We start from the raw sequence: 20,777 nt of genomic DNA, 5'->3' as shown, positions 1-20,777 counted from the left end.
CGCTACCTCCCTGCCCACATCTGCTGCTGTCTCCACTGCGGATACTGCGGATGCTGATAGTGGTTGTGGTGGTGGTTTCCAGCCGGGTGCGGCTGCCGCCGTCGGGCGGCGTCACGCGGCCGCGGACGCGGACGCTCGGCACGCACTCGTACCTTGCTCGCGCTGACCGCTCCGCCTTCCGGCGTCACCCGCTCCCGTGGGGTGTTCAGCTCGCGGAACGCCATCGCCAACACCGACCCGAGCGGACGTTCGTGCCCGATCCGGGAGGTGATCAGCCTGGTGATGACGATGGTGATGACGAAGGCCCACGCGGTGGAGAAGAACCCGAACTTGATGCCCAGCTGCCGTTCCACGGTCAGCACCAGCAGGAACACCGCTGCGCCGACCCCCCAGGCGACGTAGCGAGCGCGCCAGGGGAAGGTAGCTTTGGGCGGCCCGAGCCACACCGCGTCGACTCGGTACACCTCGTCGTCGGTTCGTATGCGCACGCAGATCCCTGCTCTAGCCCGTGAACAATCCGGAGAGCCACTCTCCGATGTCCACCCCGGCGCCGGACACGGCGAATCCGATGATGGCCAGCGCGATCACCACGCCGCCCACCCGGCGCATCACGCCGGCGTTGTCGCCCTTGCCTCCGCCGATCCACAGCAGCAGTACGGCCACGGCGAGCAGCAGCAGCGGAACGACGTTCTCCTGCAGCCACAGCTGCAGACCGCCGGTGCTGAGTTCCTTGCCCTGCGCTACCACGTCGGCCAGGGTGGTCATGGTGCTCATCGTGAACTCCGTAGTGCGAGGAGTGTGTCCAAGCGGAGCATCGCACGTGCTCCGCTGCCGGTCCAGCTCGTCAGGATCGTCAGTTCCGTCACCTAAGGTAGCCTTCCGAACCCATTCTGTTAAGTCATAGGCCCAGCTTCAGCACGTTCTCACTGCATCGTGACGACCCCTAGGCCGCTCTCCATAATGTGGTCTGCACCGCCACCACCAGCATCTGGGACCCGAAACCACTGGAACGGAGCAGCACCATCTCGTGCGAGTGGGCCACTCGCTTCTTGCATTTCTGGTAAGTCTCCGCCCACCAGCCTCACCGTCTCACAGTGTTCCGCCCGGTACGGAGCGTAGCGGGCGGACGAGTTGGCATGTAAGCCGGATCCTGTACCCGAAGGGGTGCTTCGGGTGGCGACCATCCATCTAGGCCTGCCGTCGCCGACAGGCTCAAGCGGCCTACCCGCGAGCAGGACGGGCCGCCCTGTCGCTCGCGCAGGCACCGCGTGGGTGCCCTCTTGGCCTTGCTCCGGGTGGGGTTTACCGAGCCGCCCCGGTCACCCGAGGCGCTGGTGGTCTCTTACACCACCGTTTCACCCTTACCCGGGCGCAGCGCGCCCGGGCGGTCTGTTTTCTGTGGCACTGTCCCGCGGGTCACCCCGGGTTGCTGTTAGCAACCACCCTGCCCTGTGGAGTCCGGACTTTCCTCGACCGGGATCGCTCCCGGCCGCGGCCGCCCTGCCAACTCGTCCGCACTTTCAGAGTACGGACCGGCGACCGAACGGTGCACGCCGGTCTTATTCCAGGTGGGCGGTGTCGTTGACCAGCCGGACGCAGGCGTGCCCGTCGGGATAGAACTCGACGACGGACAGTGACGCGATGTCGAGGTGCAGCCGGAACATCAACTCCGGGCCGACGTTCAGCGCCATCCGCAGCAGGCACTTGATGGGCGTGACATGGGTCACCACCACGATCGTCCGTCCGCCGTAGCGAGCCAGCAGTTCGTCGCGGGCTCGCCGGACGCGGCCGTGCACCACGTCGAAGCTCTCGCCCCCGGGCGGGGAGACGGACGCGTCCCCCAGCCACGCGGTGTGCAGCTCCGGGTCACGGGCGGCGGCCTCGGCGAACGTCAGGCCCTCCCACTGGCCGAAGTCGGTCTCCAGCAGCCCGGGATGGTGCTCGACCGTCGACCCCAGCGCCGCGGCGACCTGCTCAGCGGTGGCGACCGCACGCGACAGCGGCGAACTCACCACCGGCACCGGACCACCGGGGTCCTCGTCGCCGGTGCGCAGCCGGGCGGGCTTCATCGCGGCGAACCGCTTGGCCGCCGCGGCTGCCTGCGCCCGCCCCTGGTCGGTCAACGGCACGTCGCCGCGCCCGCTGTACCGGCGTTCCAGCGACATCGCCGTTTCGCCGTGCCGCAACAGGAACAACCGGGTCGGCGCACCCTGGGCCCCGGTCCACTGCGCCGGAGCGGGCCGGGAATCCGCCTCGGTGGACGTGGTCTCCAGCGGGATCATGGTCTGCTCGGGCTCGGCAGGCTCCTCCGGCTGCTGCGGCGCGGCGGACTGGGAGTCCATCGCCTGGTTGGCCAGCCGGTCGGCGCGCGCGTTCTGCGCCCGTGGCACCCACTGGTAGGTCACCTCGTCGAACCGGGCGGCGATGTCCCTGGCCTGCAGCGCCAACGGCTGCAGGCTCGGGTGCTTGATCTTCCAGCGGCCGCACATCTGCTCGACCACCAGTTTGGAGTCCATCCGGACGTCCACCCGGGTGGCGCCCAGCTCGGCGGCGGCGCGCAGCCCCTCGATCAGTCCGGTGTACTCGGCGACGTTGTTGGTCGTCACCCCCAGGCCGCCCTTGCGTTCGGCGAGCACCCGCTCGCCGTCGGCGTCCAGGACGACGGCACCGTATCCGGCGGGTCCGGGGTTTCCTCGGGACCCACCATCGGCCTCGACGATCACCTGCACGTGGTCACAACCCCGATTCAGCGGTGCGCACCAAGATCGCGCCGCAGTTGTCACACGTCACGACTGCGTCCGGGTCGGCGGCCTTGACCTTGGACAACGCCACCCGGTCCAGCTCGAGCTGACACGCCCCGCACCGCCGGGCCCGCAGCAGACCCGCGCCCCGGCCGCGCGCCTGTCGCACCCGGTCGTACAGCTCCAGCAACTCCGCGGGCAGCTCGTCGACCAGCTTCGCCCGGTCCGCCTCGCACTTCTGCTCGGTCTGCGCCATGTCCCCCAGCGCCGACTCCGCGGCGGCCCGGGCTTCGGCGACCGCACGTTCGGCGGCCGCGATGGCCTCGGCCGACTTGCGCTCGTCGATCGCGACGGCTTCCCGCTTCTCCATCAGCTCGAGCAGGTCGTCCTCCAACGCCTCCTGCCGCCGCTGCAGCGTGCCGATCTCGTGCTCGAGATCGGTCAGCTGCTTGGCGGAGACCGCGCCGGAGGACATCAACTTGCGGTCCTTGTCCGCGCGGGCCCGCACCGACTCGACCTCGCGCTCCTGCCGCTTGACCTCCCGGTCCAGGTCCGAGGCCAGCATCTGGGTCTTCACCAGGGAGTCCTTCGCCGCCTGCAGCGCGGCTTCGCGTTCGTCCAGCACCTGTTGTTCCGGCAAATTCTTGCGCCGGTGGCGGACGCGGTCCAGCTCACCGTCCAGCTCGGCCAGCTCGAGCAAACGGGCCTGTGTCGCCGGATCAACCCTCACTGCGGATTCCTCCCTGCTCCCCGACCCGCATCGTCCACGGGTCGGTGTTACGCCGCGAGACGTGAACTTCGACGGTACCCTCGCACGCCGCGCGGATGACGTCGGCCGCCTGCTCACACCACGGCCATTCGCTTGCCCAGTGCGTGACCCCGATCAGCGCGGGCACATCCCCGTCCGCGAGGTGCTCGCTGGCCGGGTGATGCCGCAGATCGGCGGTGACGAACGCGTCGACCCGCGCCCGCGTGGCCACGGAGAGGTAGGAGTCGCCTGCCCCGCCGGACACCGCGACGGTCCGGATCTGTCGGTCCGGATCGCCCGCGGCCAGCACACCGGGCTCGGTCGGCGGCAGCGCGGCCGCGACCTGCTTGGTGAACTCGCGCAGCGTCATCGGTTCCGGCAGCTCGCCGATCCGGCCGATCCCGATCGGCTCTTCCGGCTCCGCGAGCGGGTGCGGGTTCAGCGGACGCAGCTCGGTCAGCCCGATGGCCTCGGCCAGGGCGTCGGAAACCCCGGGGTTGGCGGAGTCGGCGTTGGTGTGCGCGCAGTAGAGCGCGATGCCGTTGCGGATCATCCGGTGCACCAGCTTGCCCTTGCGGGTGTCCGCGGCCACCGAGCTGACGCCGCGCAGCAGCAACGGGTGGTGGGCGACGACGAGCTGGGCGCCGAGCTCTTCGGCTTCGGCGACGGTGGCCTGGACCGGATCGACGCACACCAGCACCCGCTCGACCTCGTCCTCGGGGTCACCACACACCAGGCCGACCGCGTCCCAGTCCTCGGCCAGCTCCGGTGGATAAGCGGTCTGCAGAACACCGATCAGTTCACGGACCATTGGCATGCCGGCGATCCTTGCACAGCCGTCGGCCGATCCCCCCCGAACGGCATGCAGATCGTCACGATGCCGATGCCGCGGCCCGGCCGTACCGGCCGCCGACCGGGCAGGGACTCATGGCCTGTCTCTACGCTGAGAGTCATGCCTGATCACGACGCGCGCCTTTCGGTCGTCTTCGTCTGCACCGGCAACATCTGCCGCTCCCCGATGGCCGCCGCGGTGTTCACCGAGCACCTGCGCCGCGCGGGCCTCGCCGACCGGGTGCGGGTCAGCAGCGCCGGCACCGGCTCGTGGCACGTCGGGGAGCCGGCCGATCCGCGAGCGGTCGCCACGCTGAAGGAACACGGCTACCCGATCACCCACACCGCGGCGCAGGTCGGCGCCGAGCATCTGTCCGCCGACCTGCTGGTCGCGCTGGATTCCGGCCACCTGCGCAGCTTGCGGCGGATGACCGACGACCACACCAAGGTCCGCCTGCTCCGCTCGTTCGACCCGGACGCGGGCGAGAACGCCGATGTGCCCGATCCGTACTACGGCGACGACGAGGGCTTCACCGAGGTGCTGGACATGATCGAGGCCGCGATGCCGGGTCTGATCGACTGGGTGCGCGAACGGCTGTGAGGGTCGAGGAGTTGCCGGACGGCCGGCGCGTGGCGGTCAAACACGACCCCAGCGCCCAAGCCGAGGCCGCCGGGCTGCGTTGGCTCGCCGAGTCCGGTGACGTCGCGGTCCCCGAGGTGTATGCGGTCGACGATGACGTGCTGCGGACGGAGTACCTGCCGCCCTCGGCTCCGACGGAGTCCGCTGCCCGCGAGTTCGGTGCCGGGCTGGCCGCCTTGCACCTGCGTGGCGCGGACGCCTTCGGGTCTCCACCGCCGGGCGGGCCGGCCGAGGCGTGGATCGGCCGCGCGCGGATGCGCAACGAGCCGCACGACGACTGGCCGACGTTCTACGCCGAACTGCGTGTCGAGCCCTATGTTCGCCAAGCGCGCGACAGCGGGTCACTGACCGCCGGGCAGGCTTCGGTGATTTCCCGCGCGTGCGAGGTGATCCGGGACGCTTCGGGCCCCGACAGCGCGGACGAGCCTCCGGCCCGGCTGCACGGGGACTTGTGGAGCGGCAACGTCCACTTCTCCCGAGGTCGGGCGTGGCTGATCGATCCGGCCGCGCACGGCGGGCACCGGGAGACCGACCTGGCCATGCTGCAGCTGTTCGGCGCCCCGCACCTGACCGTGATTCTCGAGGCGTATGCGGACGCGGCCGCGGCCGCCGGAGCACCGCTGGCCGACGGCTGGGCCGAGCGCACACCGATGCATCAACTCTTCCCACTGCTGGTGCACACCGTGCTGTTCGGCGGCGGATATGCGGCACGGGCCGAGGCAGCCGCCCGGCGGACACTCGCGCTGGCGTGAGCCGTACGGTGGATATGTGCGGTTGAGGTTGCTGCTACGGCCCGGCTGGCTGGCGTTGACGCTGGTCGTGTTCGCCTTCGCCGCTGCCTGCTTCACGCTGCTGGCGCCATGGCAACTGGGCAGGCACGACGAGCGCTCGGCGACCAACGACGCGTTGCGCGCCTCGCTGGACGCGCCGCCGCGACCGTTGAACGAGGTTCTGCCTGACGGGGCGGCGCCGGACACCCGAACGCAGTGGAGCCGGGTGACGATCAGCGGCGAATACCTGCCGGACAAGGAAATGGTCGCCCGGCTGCGCAGCGTGAACGGCAATCCGGCCTACGAGATCCTCGTGCCGCTGCGCACCGACGACGGGCAACTGGTGCTCATCGACCGCGGTTACCTCGAGCCCGGCGAGAATTCCCAGGTCCCGGCGTATGCGCCGGTGCCGGCGGGTCGCGTGACGGTGCAGGCCAGGGCCCGGCTGGACGAGCCACCCTCACGGCCGCCGGAACCGCAGGGCGACAAGCTGCACGTGTACGGCGTCGGTTCGAAGGTGGCCGAGCAGGCGACGAATCTCGAGTTCCGGCCCGGCTACTTCCAGCTCGAGCGCAACCAGCCGGGCGCGCTGGAGCCGTTGCCGCTACCGCAGCTGGAGGCGGGCCCGTTCCTGTCGTACGGGATGCAGTGGGTCGCGTTCGGGGTGATGGCGCTGGTCGGTTGGGCGTACTTCACCTGGCGTGAGCTCAAGCCGGGCGGTGCGCTACACGAGTCCGGCCAGCGGCAACGCCGCAAGTCGGTCGCCGAGATGCTGGCCGAAGACGAAGAAGAGGACGCCGACGAGGACGCCGGCAGCGTGTCGCCCCGCTGAGCGGCTCGGCTACCGATCACGGCTCGGCGGCCGCCCACGCCTCCAACATCAGGCGAGCGATCGAGGAATTGCCCGGCAGCCGCAGACCACCGTCACCGTTCGCGCGTGGCTCGTAGGCCCGCGCGAACGCCGCTCGAACTTCTTCCCGGGTGAACCACCGCGCGGCCTCGATCTCCCCTTCGGCGAGCGTCAAGGGAGCGTCCCGGTCCGCTCGCGCGGCGAACCCCAGCATGATCGACCGCGGGAACGGCCACGGCTGGCTGCCGAGGTAGCGCACGTCCCGCACGGTCACCCCGACCTCTTCCCGGATCTCCCGCACCACGCACGCTTCCAGCGACTCGCCCGCCTCGACGAACCCGGCGAGCACGGACCGGGAACCCTCCGGCCAGCCCGCACCGCGAGCGAGCAGCACCCGTTCCCCGTTGACACCGACGTCGTCGTGCACCAGGCAGATCACCGCCGGGTCGGTACGCGGGTACTCCTCCCGCCCGCACCCGGTACAGCGGGAAGCCCAGCCGACGCTGATGACCTTCGTGGGGGCGCCACACCGCACGCAATGCCTGGCCCGGCGATACCAGCTGCGCAGCGCCAGCGCGGTAGTGAACAGCCCGGCCCCCGTGTCGTCCAGTTCGTCGCCGAACTCGCGCAGCCCCACCCACCGTTCACCGTCGGCCACGATGTGCGTGACGGGCACACCGAACCGCCCCGGCACCTCGATCGTCTCGCCGTCCGGCTCCGGGACGTCCAACACCGCCCAGTAGTCGCCCTCGGGCGCGCGGCCCAGAAACGCCGCATCCTCCGGTGGCTCCGGCGCGATCTCGGTGGCCGGCCGCAGCGCGAGCTCCCCGTCGTCCATGCGCACCGGGGTGCGGCCGCGCTTGTCGAGCACGATCACCCGGGCCGTCGGCCACGCCGCCCGCAACGCCTGCGGGTCCTGTCGCAGCGCCTCGCTGCGGTCGATCGTCACCCGCGACAACGCGGGCACGCGCGGCAACTCGAACGGCTGGGTGGTGGCCGTACTCACGGCAGGACGACTCCTCCCAGCGCCGCCAAGCCGTCGCTGAGCACCTCGGGATCGCCGACCACCACCCCGGTGAACCGCTCCGGGGCGAAGAACTCACGGGCCGCCTCGACCACCTGCTCGGTGCTGACTTCCTGCAGCCGCTGCGGATGGCCGGCGAGCCACTCGACCCCCAGCCCGGCACCGGCGAGCGCGGACAACTGGGACGCCAGCCCCGCCTGCGACGAGGTCGAGATCAACAGCGATCCGACGGCGTACTGCCGCACCGCGGCCACCTCTTCCTCGGAAGGCGGCACGACGCGCAGCCGGGTCAGCTCATAGCGGGTCTCCATCAGCGCCGCGGCCGTCACGTCGGACGCGGTGTCGGCGTCGATGTCCAGCGTCGCGGTCTCCCCGGTGAACTCGAAGCCGGAGTGGGCGCCGTAGGTGTAGCCCTTGTCCTCACGGATGTTCTCCACCAGCCGCGAGGAAAAGTACCCGCCGAACACCAGGTTCGCCAGCTGCAGAGCCGCGTAGCGGTCGTCGGTGCGCGGCAACGCCTGCGACGAGAGCCGGATCTGCGACTGCACGGCCCCACGCCGCGGCACCAGCAACACGTCTCCACCGGCGACGTCGGGAACCGGCGCCAACGGGGTCGCCTCGGCGTCGGACGACCATCCGCCGACCGCGGCCGCCACGTCGTCGATCACCTTCTCCGGGTCCAGGTCGCCGACGAGCACCAACACCGACCCGCGCGGCAGCACCGCTTGAGCGTGCAGGGCACGAACCGCCTCCGGGCCCACGACGGCGACGTCCTCGGCCTGCGGCACCTCACGCACGACCGGATGGTCGCCGTAGCGCCGCTGTTGCAGGGCCTCCCGGGCGATGACGCGCGGCTGGGTCCGGGCGACGGCGATCCGCTCCACCAGCCGGTCCCGCTCGCGGACGACCTGGCCGTCCGGGTAGGTCGCGTCGGTGAGCACATCGGCGAGGACGTCCAGCAGCGTCGGCAGGCCGTCGGACAGCGAGCTGCCGGAGATCGACAGGCGCTCCGGGTCGACGATCGTGCCGAGCTCGCCACCGATGAGGGCCAGCTCGGTGTCGATGGCCACCCGGTCCCTGCGGGTGGTCCCGGTCAGCAGCGTCTCGGCCAGCAGCTCGGCACGCGCCGGGTGCAGCGGATCGGAGCCGCCGAACGGGATGCGCAGCCGCAGCTCGACGGTCGGCACGCTGGCGTGCCGCACGGCCAGCACCCGCAGACCGTTCGGCAGGACGGTGTCCACCGACGCCAGGTCCGCCGCAGGCCGCTGCTCGCCCAGCTCGGGCACCGGACGCGGGCCGACGGCGGTGCGGCCGATCTCCTCGGCGGTGCGGTGCGACTTGGCTGCGGTCACTGATCCTCCTGCTGGGTCTGGGGCTGCACCAACAGCACTGCGCGGGAATCCGGCCGCAGTGCCTTCGCGGCGGTCGAGACGTCCTCCGGGGTCACCGAGCCGATCCTGCCGGGCAGGTCGTACATCAGCGCGGCGTCACCGTAGAGCAGTTCCAGCGAGCCGAGCCCGAGCGTGCGCGACATCAGCCGGTCGTGCTCGCTGTGCAGGTTGGCCGTCCAGCGTGCGGTCACCTTCGCCAGCTCTTCCGCCGACGGCGGGGTCGCGGCCAGCTTCTCCAGCTCGTCGTCGACCGCGTCCAGCACCTGCTGTTCGGTCACCTCGCCCGGGTGGATCGCGGTGATCGAGAACGTGTCGGGGTCGCGCGCCTCGAACGGCCCGAACAGCCCGGCGCTCGCGCTCAGGTCGGTCACCAGGCCGTCGGTGTGCACCAGCCGCTGCTCCAGGCGGGAGCCGTCGCCGTCGGCCAGCACCCCGGCCAACACGATGTGCGCCAGGTAGGCGTCCAGTTCGCCGATCGGGTCCGGCATCCGGTAGCCGATGGCCAGCGCGGGCAGCGGGGCGTGCGCGTCCGGGTGGGTACCGCGCTTCTCGGTCTCCGGGCGCGGCTCGGCGAACGACGGCCGCTCCGGCCGCGGGCGGGCGGGCACGTCGCCGAAGTGCTTGACGATCAGGTCCTTGGCGTGCGAGATCTCGAAGTCGCCCGCCACGGTCAACACCGCGTTGGCGGGCGCGTAGTAGGTGTCGAAGAACTCGGCGCAGTCGTCCAGCGTGGCCTGCTCGAGGTCGACGAAGTCGCCGTAGCCGTTGTGCGCGTTCGGGAACGTCTCGTACAGCACCGGCGGCAGCCAGATCCACGGGAACCCGCCGTAGGGTCGGTTCAGCACGTTGAGCCGGATCTCTTCCTTGACCACGTCGATCTGGTTGGCCAGGTTCTCCTGGGTGAGCTTGGGCGCGCGCATCCGGTCGGCCTCCAGGAACAGCGCCCGCTCCAGCGCCGCGCTGGGCAGCACTTCGAAGTAGTCGGTGTAGTCCGGGTGCGTCGACCCGTTGAACACGCCACCGCTGCCCTGCACGTGCCGGAAATGAGCCAGCTTCTCCAAGCTCTCGCTGCCCTGGAACATCAGGTGCTCGAACAGGTGCGCAAACCCGGTGCGGCCCTCGGGCTCGGAACGAAAGCCGACGTCGTAGTGCACGCTCACCGCCACCACCGGCGCGGCTCGATCCGGCGCGAGCACCACCCGGAGGCCGTTGTCGATGGTGAACTTCTCGATCTGCCCCACGGTTCTCCCTCGGTTCTCCCGGTTTCTCGCTGCGCCGATGTATTTGCCAACGTACCTGGGTCGGCCCGGCGAGCGCCCACGGACATCGCGCGCACGCGACCTGACGTATGCTCCACCACCATGCCGGAGGGTGGCGGATCCGAGTTGGCCGGGAAGCGTGATCGGGTGCATCGCCTGGTCGTCGTCGCCGTCTGTGCCGCGATCATCGCAGCACTCGCTGGTGGAGTGGTCGTACTCGTCGACGTGCTGGGTTCCGACGAGCCCGCCCCGACGTCCCAGCATGCCCGAGACCAGGACTCCGGTGGGGCAGGTGGCGCCGCGGGCGCAACTCGTGCGCCGAGCGAATCGAACGGCAAGGCGCCGCAGAAGGTGATCAAGCTCGCCGATCATCCACTGATGACCAAGACCGGCGTCGGGTTGCCCAACAACGCGTGCGAGCTGCCCGAGTGGGAGAACTCGAACAAGGCCGCCAAGCGGTTCTTCCGCGCCGCGACGCACTGCCTGGACCGGGCGTGGGAGCCGGTGCTGCGTGAGCTGAACCTGCCGTTCACGCCACCGCGGCTGTACTTCCCCGAAGGCTCGAGCTTCCAGAGCGACTGCGGCACGATCGACGTCGGCATCCAGACCGCGGCCTACTACTGCGAGGGCGAGCTGTTCCTGCCGTTCGCCGGGCTGCAGCTGGACCAGTACCAGGACAACCCCGGCGTCTACCTGGCGCTGATCGCCCACGAGTACGGCCATCACGTGCAGGAGCTGGCCGGGATCATGGACGCGGCGTGGCGGCAGATCTACCAAGCGGGTGAGGGCACCCCACGGGCACAAGAAGTCAGCAGGCGCAAGGAGCTGCAGGCGCAGTGCTTCTCCGGGCTGTTCCTCGGCTCGCACGTCGACCGCGGCGGGTCGATCGACCGGCAGATGTACAGCCGGGCCTGGCACGACCAGGAGACGCGCGGTGACGACACCTCGGGCGGGCACGATCACGGCAGCAACGCCAACTACGCGAAGTGGTGGCGCAAGGGAGCGCTGGACAACCGGCTCAGCGACTGCAACACGTTCGCGGCGAGCGCCGACGAAGTCAGCTGAGCCTCCGCCGCAAGCGCCGGACGTCGGCAAGGGACCGCCGCAAAGCTCCGGGGAAGGTCAGCAAAAGGCCGTCGCACGCACCAGCGAGGTCGGCCGAACTTCGCCACAAGCCCCGGCGACGTCACCTGAGGAGGGCGCCGCAAGCGCCGGCGACATCACCTGAGGAGCGCCGCCGGCGCCGGCGAAGGTCGCAAAGGGCCGTTGCAAGCGCCGAGCATCGCCGAAGGCGCCGGCGACGTCAGCTCACCTTGACGGGACGCTGCGCGCGAGTCACCAGCCACGCGTAGAACCCACCGCCTGCACAGGCCAGGCCCATCAGCCCGAGACCGATGGAACGGCGTGCGCCGTCCAGCCCGGTGTGGGACTCGGCGCTGCGGACCGTCAGCCCCCCGGGCCCGGCTTCCGTGGGCACGGCAACGCGCAAGGACTCCCCTTTTTCGTGTCCGCACGCACTCAGGGTTGCCTCTCGCTTCTTGCCGCCGTCGGTGAAGGTCACCTTTTCCGTGGCGTCGGGCTCGGTGCACGACGACGGCTCGACGACCTTGGCGGCGACGACCCGCTCGGCGACCTCGGGCCCGGCGAACAGTCCGTCCCCGAACAGTCCGGCGGCGATCAGCACGGCAAAGCCGACGACCGCGGCAAGCAGGACACCGCGCACGCTCGCGGACAGCGAGCTCACTTCGCCCAACAGGCCCGAACCCGATCGCACGCCACGATGGTTCCAGATCATCGCCCGAATCTCAGCCCCCAGGTGTGACTGCCTCCCCCATGCAGGGTCAGCTCGGCACGGCAGGAACCGATCGGAGAAGCTCGCGGAGGCCATCGGCGTCCAGCAGGTCGACCGGTCGCACCGTGCGGTTCGCTCGCACATAGTGGAACGCGGCCCGCACCTTGTCCACCGGGATCTCGTTGAGTGCGGCCCACGCCACGCGGTAGGCGGCCAGCTGCACGGCCAACGCCTGCTGTTGCTCCTGCGGCGGAATGGACCCGGTCTTCCAGTCGACGACCGTCCACCCGCCATCCGGGTCGGCGAACACCGCGTCGAGCCTGCCGCGCAGCAGCACGCCGTCGACCTCGCACACGAACGGCACCTCGACGTCGTGCGGGGTGCGGGCAGCCCACTCGCTCTGCTCGAACGCTTCCCGCAGCTGCTCGAGATCGGCGTCCGTCTCCGCGTCGGTGTCGGCCGCGCCGGGCAGGTCGTCGAACTCCAGCAGCCGGGCAGCACTGAATCGTCGCTCGAGCCAGGCGTGGAAGGCCGTGCCGCGCCGGGCGACGGTGTTCGGTGCTTGCGGCAACGGCCTGCGCAGCCTGCGGGCCAGCGAGCCGGGGTCGGCCGCCAGATCGACGAGCTGGCTGACGGACAGGTGATCGGGCAGCACGACCTGGGGCTCCTGCTGACCGCGCGCCCGCTCGGCGAGCAGGACGTCGGTGTCCGCGGCCCAGCCCTCGGGGTCCTCGTCCGGTTCAGTGTCTTCGTCGCTCTCGCCGAGCTTCGCCAGCTCCTCGAGCACCAGGTCGGCGCCGCCCGCCACGGCCTCTCGCCGCGGGCCGAGCGGGTCGACGGGCCACTGTGCCTCGCGGGTTTGCGCCAGGTACGGGTTCTGCTCGTCCTCCGCGGGACGCTCGGCCCACTCGGCCACCTCACCCAGGGACGGGTCTTCCCGCAGGGCGTCGGCCAGTTCGGTGAGGAAGACCGACGGCCCGCGGGGTTTCGCGCTGGTCTCGTTCCACCAGTGGCCGGACAGCAGCAACGTGTGCTCGGAACGAGTCAGCGCGACGTAGCAGAGCCGTCGCTCCTCGTCGGCATGCCGGTCGGCGAAGGCGTCCTTGTGCCGCTGCACGGCCTCCAGCACCTGTTTGCGGTCCTCGCCGCCGTGCAGCCGAAGCTCCGGGAGGTCGATGCGGTCACCACGCAGTGCCGCGGGCAGTTCGGTCACCGAGGTCAGCCAGCAGCCGCCGCGCCGCCTGGCCGGGAACACGCCCTCGACCAGGTGCGGCACGGCCACCAGCTGCCATTCGAGACCCTTGGCGGCATGCACGGTCAGGATCTGCACCCGGTCGGTGGCCACGACGACTTCGCCGGGCTCGAGGCCGTCCTCGGCGTGCTCGGCCGCGTTGAGGTAGTCGACGAACGCCAGGAGCGTCGGTGACGACGAGGACTCGGCGAACTCGGTGACGACGTCCGCGAAGGCGTCCAGGTGGACCCGGCCGACGCTGCCGGGGCGGGCGACGGCTTCCACGTCGAGCAGCATCGTGCGTTCGATGTCGGCGACGAGCTCCGGCAGGGTCTGGTCGAGCCGGGAACGCAGCGCGGCCAGCTCGCGGCTGAGCGCCCGGATGCGGCGGTAGCCCTCCTCGGAATAACGGTCGGCCGGCCCGGGGTCGTCGATAGCGTCCACCAGCCCGGTCATTTCCGCCTGCTCGGCGACCGCCACGTCGAGCGGCGAACCGTCCTGCGGGGTGGCGAGTTCTCTGGCGCGGCGCCACAACGCGGCCAGGTCGGCAGCACCGATGCGCCAGCGGGCACCGGTGAGCAGCCGGGCGGCCGCGCTTCCGGCCAGCGGGTCGGCCAACACGCGCAGCGTCGCGACCAGGTCGGCGACCTCGGGTTCGGCCATCAGGCCGCCGAGCCCGACGACCTCGACCGGGACTCCCCGGGCTCGTAGCTCAGCCGCGATCGGTGCCATGTCCGCACGCCGACGGACCAGCACCGCCGCGGTCGGTGGCGCCCCGGTCGCGACTCCTGCGTGCCAGCGCTCCGCCAGCTCGTCGGCCAGCCACCGGCGTTCGGACCCGACGTCCGGCAACAGCGCGCAGCGCACGTCGGCCCGAGGAGCGGTCGGTAACGGTCGGAGTTCCCCCGCGCCGGCACCGGCCCGCAGCGGCGCGGACACCGAGTTGGCCAGCGCCAGCACCTGCGGTGGATTGCGGAACGAGGTCAGCAGGCCGTACTTGGCGGCGGGGCGGCCGTCCGACCGGGGGAAGTCGCTGGTGAACCGGGGCAGGTTGGCCGCGCTGGCGCCGCGCCACCCGTAGATGGCCTGCACCGGGTCGCCGACCGCGGTCACCGGCATGGGCGGCGGCTGATCGGCCCTGCCCGGCTGGGCACCGAACAACGCGCGGAGCAGGACGCGTTGCGCGTGACCGGTGTCCTGGTACTCGTCGAGCAGCACGGCACCGAAGCGTTCCCGCTCGATGTCCACGACCTCGCGGTGCTCGGCGGCAAGGCGGGCGGCCAGCGCCATCTGGTCGGCGAAGTCCAGCGCGCCCTCGTCGAACTTGCGCCGCCGGTACTCCTCGACCAGCGGCAGCAACCGCAGCCGCAGCTGCTGTCGGTCGACGATTTCCTGCAGGTCTGCCCGCAGCTGCTCCTTCTGTCCCTTGGCGCGCGGTGCTTCGACGATCGCCCGGGTCAGCCACTCCGTGTGCGCGCGGAGCTCGTCAACGTCCACCAGATGCTCGCCGAGCTCGCCGGCCAGCTGGAGCACCTGTTCGGTGATGGTCTGCGGGACGAAATCGGTCTCCAGGTCGCCGTCCCACGTCGACACCACGCGGTGCGCAAGCTGCCAGCACGCCGTCTCCGACAGCAACCGCACGCCCGGTTGGACCGGGATCCGCAGGCCGTGCTCGGACAGCAGACGGCCGGCGTAGGCGTGATAGGTCAACACGGTCGGCTCACCCGCGACCAGCGCGGCCTTGCGTTCACCGGACGGGTCGATGTCGTCGAGCAGGCCGGAGCCCGCCAGGCGGCGGAGCCGGGCCCGCACGCGTTCGGCAAGCTGGCGCGCGGCTTTGCGGGTGAACGTCAGACCCAGGATCCGTTCCGGCGCGACGTAGCCGTTGGCCACCAGCCACACCACGCGGGCCGCCATCGTCTCGGTCTTGCCCGCGCCTGCTCCGGCCACCACGAGCGCCGGCTCGGGCGGCGCCGCTATGACCGCCGCTTGTTCGGGAGTCGGCTGCGGCAGGCCGAGGGCATCGGCGATGCGCTCCGGGGAAGCCTGCTTGACCTCGGTCGTGGTCATGACGGCACCTGCCTGCCTTCGGGCTGCAGCGGGCAGCACGCCCGCGCGGGGCAGCGAGCACAGTCGGTGCCTTCCCGCGCCACGTAGACCGGTCCGACTCCGGCGGACGCGGCCGACCGGACCCGGTGCAGCCACTCCTGGCGCCCCTGCTCGTCCAACGGCGGTTGGGTCAGCACCTTCGCGCCGGTCTTGCCCGGCTTGGCCAGGTACACCAGCTGCCCGCCGCCCGGTTCTCCGCCACTGAGCCAGACCGCGAGTTGATACGTCGCCAGCTGGGTGTGCTCGGCGGCCTCACGCGCGGTCACCGGGTTCTTGCCGGTCTTGATGTCGACGATGACCTGGCGTCCGGAGCCGTCCTTCTCCAACCGGTCCACCCGGCCGCGCAGCCGCACGCGCTGCACGTCGTCGCTGGTTTGCGGCAGCTCGACCACGATGTCGGACTCCACCGCCAGCTCGGTCAGCTGGTTGCGGCTGAGCTGAAGCCAGGCCAAGAACGCGGCCAGCATCCGCTCCACCCGTTCCCGCTCACTCTTGGCGAACCACGGCGCGCCGACATCCAGCCGACGCCACGCGCTGTCCAGCTCCTCGCGCAGCTCGTCCGCGCTCGCTCCGGCGGCGGCCCGCTGGGCCAGGCCGTGCACCAGCGAACCGGTCACCGCGGCCAGCTGCGCGGGGTCCGTTCCGCCGTGGCGCTCCAGCAGCCACCGCAACGGGCACCGGTCCAGCAGGTCGACCGTCGACGGGGACAACGTCAGCTGTTCGTCCGGCGCGGCCAGTGGCTGGTCGGTCGACGGCTCGGCGAGGCCGTACCAGTTGTCCGGGTGCGCGCCCGGCACCTTCGCCGCAGCCAGTCTGGCGAGCTGTCGGGCGGCGCGTCGTCTCCGTCCCGGGTCCGCTTGCTCGTCGCAGACGGCCGCGCGGAGCTCGCCGACCAGCCGGGACAGCACGAGGGGACGCTGCACCGCCGGCCCGGCGCTGCCGGTCACTTCCTGTGCCTCGACACCGAGCTCTTCGATGAACCGGGACGGCTGCTCGTCGTCGCCCGCGCACGCGCTGACCAGCAGTCGACTGCGGGCACGGCTGCACGCCACGTGGAACAGCCGCCGCTCCTCGGCCAGCACCGGCGCGGTCGCGGAGACCACGTCGCTGTCCACCCCGGAGAGCACGTCGACAAGCCGTTCGACGCCGAGCAGGGAGCCGCGCGGGCGCAGGTCGGGCCAGCTGCCTTCCTGCACCGCGGGGACCGCCACCACGGTCCATTCTCGACCGGCCGCGCTGTGCGCGGTGGTCAGCTCGACACCCGGCGAGGTCGCTGCGGACGGCGCGAGGCTGTCCCCTGCGATCCGCTGGGACAGCAGGTAGTCGGCGAAGCCGTCGACGCCTTCCTGCGGGAGGCGGTCCGCATACGTGGCGGCGGCGTGGAACAGCGCGACCACGGCGTCCAGCTCGGCGTCGGCTTGCCGGCCGAGCGACCCGCCGCGCTCGGACAGCCGCAGCCAGCGTTGCTGGAGCCCGGAGGCCTGCCACATCTCCCACAGCACCTGCTCGACGTCGGCTCTGCGCTCGATCGCCGCCCGGCCCGCCGCGAGCACGGTGGTCAGCCTGCGCAGCGGGGCCGCTTCGTTGTCCGGCAGCGCGGTCAGCGGGTCGGCGTCCCGGATGGCCTGGATCAACAGCTCGTCGCTGGACCGATCGCCGCCGGTGGCAAGTTCGAGCCTGCGGAGGCCGCGCCGGAGCCTGCGCAGCGCCAGCGGGTCCGCGCCGCCGAGCGGGGACGCCAGCAGTTCGTCGGCCAGTTCCGGGGTCAGCTGGGTTGGATCGGCGGCCACGCGAAGTGCGGCCAGCAGCGGCCGGACCGCAGGGTTGCGCGCCAACGGCAGGTGATCGGGCGCGGACGCGATCGGCACGCCCGCCCACCGCAGCGCCCGCTGCAACACCGGGAAGGTCCGCGCGGGTGACCGGACGACGACGGCCATCTCGTCCCAGGGAATGCCGTCGATCAGGTGCGCCCGCCGGAGCTGGTCGGCCACCCACGCGGCCTCGGCCGCCGGAGAGCGGAACAGGCGGACGGCCACGCCGAGGTCGGCCTGATCGGGCGCGGGGTCCGGCACCCGGTGCGGCCGGGGAGCGGCCTGCGCGAGTCGTACGACGGCGTCGTGCACCTTCGGCGCCATGCGCCATCCCTGCCGCAGCGTGATGGTGTGCTCGTCGTCGGGATCGGCTTCGACGAACTCGGCGGGGTCGGCGCCGCGGAAGGAGTACACCGCCTGATCGATGTCGCCGGCCACGACGAATTGCTTCGCGCCCTCGCCGATGAGGCGGATGAGCCGCCATTGCAGGGGGTCGAGATGGTGTGCGTCGTCGACGAACAGGTGCCGAATTCGTCCGCGCTCGCGCGTCAGCAGCCTGTCGTCCTCCATCAGGGACAGCAGCGCGGCCGTCACCAGCTCCGCGGCGTCGTAGGCGGCCGCCGGGGGCACGGCCAGCGCGCTGCCTCCCGCCGCATGCAGCTGGGTGACCTGCTCGTATTGCTTCCAGAACGTTCCTGCCGCGACCCATTCGTCGCGCTTCTTGCGGCGGCCCAGCCGCACCAGGTCTTCGGGGCTCAGGCCACGCTCGGCCGCCCGCATCAGCAGATCCCGCAGCTCTTCGGCGAAGCCGGGGACGGTGAGTGTCGGGCGGAGCCGCTCGGGCCAGTAGCTGCCGTGGCCCTCCATCGCCGCGGCGAGGTCGCCGGCGAGCAGCTCGCGGACCACGGCGTCCTGCTCCGGGCTGGACAACAACCGGGGTGGTGGCGAGCCCTCGTCGTCGGCTTGATTACGCAGCACTCCGAAGGCGTACGAGTGCACCGTGCGGACGATCGGCTCCCGGACCGTACGGGGCGCCGGGGCCTCCGGCGAGAAGGCCGTCAGCAGCCGGGCGATCTGCGACCGCAACGCTTCCGCCGCTCGTCTCGTGGTGGTCAGCACCAGCACCCGGTCCGGACCGTCGGTCAGCATTCGCCGCGCGGCCGCTTCGGCCACCAGCGACGTCTTCCCGGTGCCGGGACCACCGACGACGCGGGCGAATCCGGTGCCGCCGCGCACGAGTCGCTGCGCTTCCTCGTCCCACTGCCAGCCGGGCTCGTGCGGCTGGTCGACCCGCACGAGCGCCGGTGTCTGCGCAACAGGCTCAGCGAGCGGGTGGAGGTCGGGCATGGACTCGATGGAACCATGCCGGACCGACGCTGTTCGGAGCACACTCCGGATGAGCCCCAGGTCGGCCGTCGGGCTCGGGCTCACCGCGTGCCAGATCGGCCGTCGGGCTTAGGCTCACCGCGTGCCAGATCGGCCGTCGGGCTTAGGCTCACCGCGTGGATGAGGAGCTGCACGAGCGCATCCGACACGTGGTCGCGAGCATCCCGCCCGGCCGCGTGAGCACCTACGGCGATATCGCTGGCATCGCGGGCGCCTCCACCCCGCGACTCGTCGGGCGAGTGCTCCGCGAGGACGGCCACGACCTCCCGTGGCACAGGGTGCTGCGCGCGGACGGCACACCCGCGCCACACCTGCGCCGCGAACAGCTCGAGCTACTCCGCGCCGAGGGTGTGCTTGCCGACGGTCACCGGGTGGACATGCGGCGCTATCGCTGGACAGACGATCACTCGTAGGTGGCCGCCATGCGGTGAACGGCGTCGGCCACCTCGGCGCGCAGGTCGGCCGGTTCCAGCACTTCGATCTCCGGGCCGAAGCGCAGCAGCTCGCCGAGCGCGGGTCTGCCTGCCTCCGCCGGGAGTTCGATTTCCTGCCAGCCCTCGTCGTCGACCTCGGTATCGGCGGCCTCGACAGCCTGCTGCCCGACCGCGCCCAGGAAATACGGCGCGAGCGCGCGGCCCAGCTTCGACATCCGCACCCGCGCGGTACGCGGATAGAGGCGCCGCTCGAACTGCTCGGAGAAGGTGGCCCAGAACTGAGCCAGGTCGAAATCGCCTGCGACGTCCGCGCGTTCGAATTCCCCGACGACCTGGACCGAGTGGATCCGTCCCACCCGGTACGTAGCCGTCGCGTTGCGGCTTCGCGCGACCAAGTACCACTGGCCGGCTTTGAGGACCAGTCCCAGTGGCTTGATGGTGCGCTCGACCTCGCGCCTTCCCCACTTCTCGTAGCGGATACGCAGGATCTGGTCGTTCCAGACCGCGTCGGCGACCGCGGCCAGGTGCGGCGGGCTTTCCACGTCGCGGAACCAGCCCGGCACGTCGACGTAGAACCGCCGGCTCACGGCTTCGGCTCGCGCGCGGAGTTCCGGCGGCAGCGCGGCGCTGAGTTTGAGCTGGGCGGCCGCCAGCGTGGTGCCCAACCCCAGTTCTGCCGCCGCGTCCGGCAGCCCGGACAGCGCCAATGCCTGTGCTTCCGTCTCGGTCAACCCCGTGAGCCTGGTGCGGAAACCACCGACCAGACGGAAGCCGCCAGCCCGCCCACGCTCGGCGTAAACCGGGACGCCCGCCGCCGAGAGCGCTTCGATGTCGCGGTAGACGGTGCGTACCGAGACCTCGAGCTCCTGCGCGATCTGCTCAGCAGTGAGCCGCCCCCTGTTCTGCAGCAACAGGAGCACCGACAGCAGCCGACTGGCGCGCATGGCCGAAATTCTTCCAGAAAACCTGACAGTTCTTGTCAAGTAAGTAGCTCAGGATCGCTTTCATGGCAGACAACACCTTCACCACACAGTCCTGGGACGAGCGCGCCGTGAGCGGAACCGAGGGCTCGCCACGAGTCGCACACGCGCACGCCACGTTCGCGTACACCGGCCTGATCGAGGGCACCTCGACCGCCGACATGCTGCTCTACTACGCCGACGACAGCGACGTGACGTCTCCCGGCTTGGAGCGTTTCGAAGGCAGCGTGGCGGGCCGCAAAGGCACGTTCGTCGTGCGCCACGAGTACCGCTTCGCCCCCGATTCGCACGAGGTGACCAGTACGTTCAGCGTGCTGCCCGGATCGGCCACCGGAGAATTGACCGGTTTGACGGGAAGGGGCACGATCGCCGGTTCGTCACGGACAATGAAGTACACCTTCGAGCCCGTTTTCGGGTGAACCACCGGGAGTCGTCGTGTTGCAAGTCGACCGTCAACAGGTTCTGGCGTTCCGCATCGCCGCGCACGAGCTGGGGCGGCCGCCTAATGTGTTTGTCAAGCAGCGGTAGCCGTGTTTCGCCGGTAGTCGGGTTGGTAGGGCTGGCGGGTGCGCAGCAGTGCGTGCAGGACGTTGATGCGTCGTCGGGCCAGCGCGATGAGGGCCTGGTGGTGTCGTTTGCCCTCGGCGCGTTTGCGGGCGTAGAAGGCCTTGCTGGCCGGGTCGCGCTGGATGGCGCAGAACGCCGACTGGTAGAAGACGAACTTGAGGGTCTTGCTGCCGGCGGTGGCGCGGCGCAGGTAGCGCACCTTGCCGGACTGTT

19 protein-coding genes, 1 other RNA gene and 1 pseudogene are annotated in these 20,777 nt (G+C 71.0%); 6 read left to right on the top strand and 15 right to left on the bottom strand.

The genetic code is table 11. From position 1 onward, the window contains the following. Positions 1–2 precede the first annotated feature (2 nt). From YWM_RS23855 to YWM_RS0114945, 6 genes are all read right to left on the bottom strand, one after another. Entirely contained in the window at positions 3–488 is a 486-nt protein-coding gene (locus YWM_RS23855; RefSeq protein ID WP_245566053.1) for a hypothetical protein, read from the bottom strand. Positions 489–501: 13 nt separating this feature from the next. After that, positions 502–774 carry a hypothetical protein gene (locus YWM_RS0114965; RefSeq protein WP_028851401.1) on the bottom strand — a complete coding sequence of 91 codons (273 nt, stop codon included), beginning with the start codon at positions 772–774 and terminating at the stop codon, positions 502–504. 349 nt (positions 775–1,123) lie between these two features. Continuing rightward, positions 1,124–1,511: RNase P RNA component class A (gene rnpB, locus YWM_RS25290), an RNA gene on the bottom strand. A 48-nt stretch (positions 1,512–1,559) separates the two neighbouring features. Then, entirely contained in the window at positions 1,560–2,723 is a 1,164-nt protein-coding gene (locus YWM_RS0114955) for a bifunctional RNase H/acid phosphatase (protein ID WP_028851400.1), read from the bottom strand. Between the two features lie 10 nt (positions 2,724–2,733). Next, positions 2,734–3,471 (bottom strand): zinc ribbon domain-containing protein, encoded by a 738-nt coding sequence (locus tag YWM_RS0114950; RefSeq protein WP_028851399.1) that lies wholly within the window; start codon positions 3,469–3,471, stop codon positions 2,734–2,736. Beyond that, a complete protein-coding gene (locus YWM_RS0114945; RefSeq protein WP_028851398.1) occupies positions 3,461–4,306 on the bottom strand; it encodes a Nif3-like dinuclear metal center hexameric protein in 846 nt (281 codons plus the stop codon). The genes YWM_RS0114950 and YWM_RS0114945 overlap by 11 nt, the downstream gene beginning before the upstream one ends. A gap of 135 nt (positions 4,307–4,441) precedes the next feature. Here YWM_RS0114945 and YWM_RS0114940 point away from each other — a divergent pair, with 135 nt between their 5' ends. From YWM_RS0114940 to YWM_RS23845, 3 genes are read left to right on the top strand one after another with little or no spacing between them, the layout of a single operon-like run. After that, positions 4,442–4,921 (top strand): low molecular weight protein-tyrosine-phosphatase, encoded by a 480-nt coding sequence (locus tag YWM_RS0114940; protein WP_043661229.1) that lies wholly within the window; start codon positions 4,442–4,444, stop codon positions 4,919–4,921. Then, complete coding sequence (locus YWM_RS23850; protein WP_245566052.1) at positions 4,918–5,712, top strand: fructosamine kinase family protein; 795 nt, start codon at positions 4,918–4,920, stop codon at positions 5,710–5,712. The genes YWM_RS0114940 and YWM_RS23850 overlap by 4 nt, the downstream gene beginning before the upstream one ends. Positions 5,713–5,728: 16 nt before the next feature. After that, complete coding sequence (locus YWM_RS23845) at positions 5,729–6,562, top strand: SURF1 family cytochrome oxidase biogenesis protein (RefSeq protein ID WP_043661242.1); 834 nt, start codon at positions 5,729–5,731, stop codon at positions 6,560–6,562. Positions 6,563–6,578: 16 nt separating this feature from the next. Here the strand turns inward: YWM_RS23845 and nudC are convergent, their stop codons facing one another. The 3 genes from nudC to YWM_RS0114915 are packed head-to-tail and all read right to left on the bottom strand — an operon-like array spanning position 6,579 to position 10,236. Further along, positions 6,579–7,586: an NAD(+) diphosphatase gene (gene nudC / locus YWM_RS0114925; protein WP_028851396.1), complete on the bottom strand. Its 1,008-nt coding sequence runs from the start codon at positions 7,584–7,586 to the stop codon at positions 6,579–6,581. Continuing rightward, positions 7,583–8,956 carry a M16 family metallopeptidase gene (locus tag YWM_RS0114920; protein ID WP_028851395.1) on the bottom strand — a complete coding sequence of 458 codons (1,374 nt, stop codon included), beginning with the start codon at positions 8,954–8,956 and terminating at the stop codon, positions 7,583–7,585. Before YWM_RS0114920 ends, nudC begins: the two co-directional genes overlap by 4 nt. Further along, positions 8,953–10,236 (bottom strand): M16 family metallopeptidase, encoded by a 1,284-nt coding sequence (locus YWM_RS0114915; protein ID WP_028851394.1) that lies wholly within the window; start codon positions 10,234–10,236, stop codon positions 8,953–8,955. Before YWM_RS0114915 ends, YWM_RS0114920 begins: the two co-directional genes overlap by 4 nt. A gap of 120 nt (positions 10,237–10,356) precedes the next feature. Here YWM_RS0114915 and YWM_RS0114910 point away from each other — a divergent pair, with 120 nt between their 5' ends. Then, complete coding sequence (locus tag YWM_RS0114910) at positions 10,357–11,319, top strand: neutral zinc metallopeptidase (RefSeq protein ID WP_052344932.1); 963 nt, start codon at positions 10,357–10,359, stop codon at positions 11,317–11,319. Here YWM_RS0114910 and YWM_RS27190 read toward each other — a convergent pair. The 4 genes from YWM_RS27190 to YWM_RS0114895 all read right to left on the bottom strand — a co-directional run bounded on the left by YWM_RS27190 (position 11,312) and on the right by YWM_RS0114895 (position 18,544). Further along, a complete protein-coding gene (locus YWM_RS27190) occupies positions 11,312–11,383 on the bottom strand; it encodes a polyketide synthase docking domain-containing protein (protein ID WP_425426562.1) in 72 nt (23 codons plus the stop codon). The genes YWM_RS0114910 and YWM_RS27190 overlap by 8 nt on opposite strands. Before the next feature lie 174 nt (positions 11,384–11,557). Continuing rightward, on the bottom strand, positions 11,558–12,028 hold the full coding sequence (locus YWM_RS0114905) for a hypothetical protein (protein ID WP_156914789.1): 471 nt from the start codon (positions 12,026–12,028) through the stop codon (positions 11,558–11,560). A 67-nt stretch (positions 12,029–12,095) separates the two neighbouring features. Further along, entirely contained in the window at positions 12,096–15,347 is a 3,252-nt protein-coding gene (locus YWM_RS0114900) for an ATP-dependent helicase (protein WP_028851391.1), read from the bottom strand. Beyond that, positions 15,344–18,544 (bottom strand): ATP-dependent helicase, encoded by a 3,201-nt coding sequence (locus YWM_RS0114895; RefSeq protein WP_084612430.1) that lies wholly within the window; start codon positions 18,542–18,544, stop codon positions 15,344–15,346. Before YWM_RS0114895 ends, YWM_RS0114900 begins: the two co-directional genes overlap by 4 nt. A 155-nt stretch (positions 18,545–18,699) precedes the next feature. Here YWM_RS0114895 and YWM_RS0114890 point away from each other — a divergent pair, with 155 nt between their 5' ends. Continuing rightward, positions 18,700–18,996 carry an MGMT family protein gene (locus tag YWM_RS0114890; protein ID WP_028851389.1) on the top strand — a complete coding sequence of 99 codons (297 nt, stop codon included), beginning with the start codon at positions 18,700–18,702 and terminating at the stop codon, positions 18,994–18,996. Here the strand turns inward: YWM_RS0114890 and YWM_RS0114885 are convergent. Continuing rightward, positions 18,987–19,961 carry a helix-turn-helix transcriptional regulator gene (locus YWM_RS0114885; protein ID WP_028851388.1) on the bottom strand — a complete coding sequence of 325 codons (975 nt, stop codon included), beginning with the start codon at positions 19,959–19,961 and terminating at the stop codon, positions 18,987–18,989. The genes YWM_RS0114890 and YWM_RS0114885 overlap by 10 nt on opposite strands. Positions 19,962–20,023: 62 nt before the next feature. On the opposite strand from YWM_RS0114885, the gene YWM_RS0114880 reads away from it, so the two are divergent. Continuing rightward, complete coding sequence (locus YWM_RS0114880; RefSeq protein WP_028851387.1) at positions 20,024–20,416, top strand: DUF3224 domain-containing protein; 393 nt, start codon at positions 20,024–20,026, stop codon at positions 20,414–20,416. 95 nt (positions 20,417–20,511) lie between these two features. Here the strand turns inward: YWM_RS0114880 and YWM_RS26475 are convergent. Then, positions 20,512–20,777 (bottom strand): annotated as a pseudogene (locus tag YWM_RS26475) (IS110 family transposase); the annotation flags it as partial.

This window comes from Thermocrispum municipale DSM 44069 (assembly GCF_000427825.1).
In the GTDB taxonomy this organism is placed as follows: Bacteria; Actinomycetota; Actinomycetes; order Mycobacteriales; family Pseudonocardiaceae; genus Thermocrispum; species Thermocrispum municipale.
The sequence above is the reverse complement of the archived record's forward strand: the minus strand, read 5'-3'. Positions and strand labels throughout refer to the sequence as shown.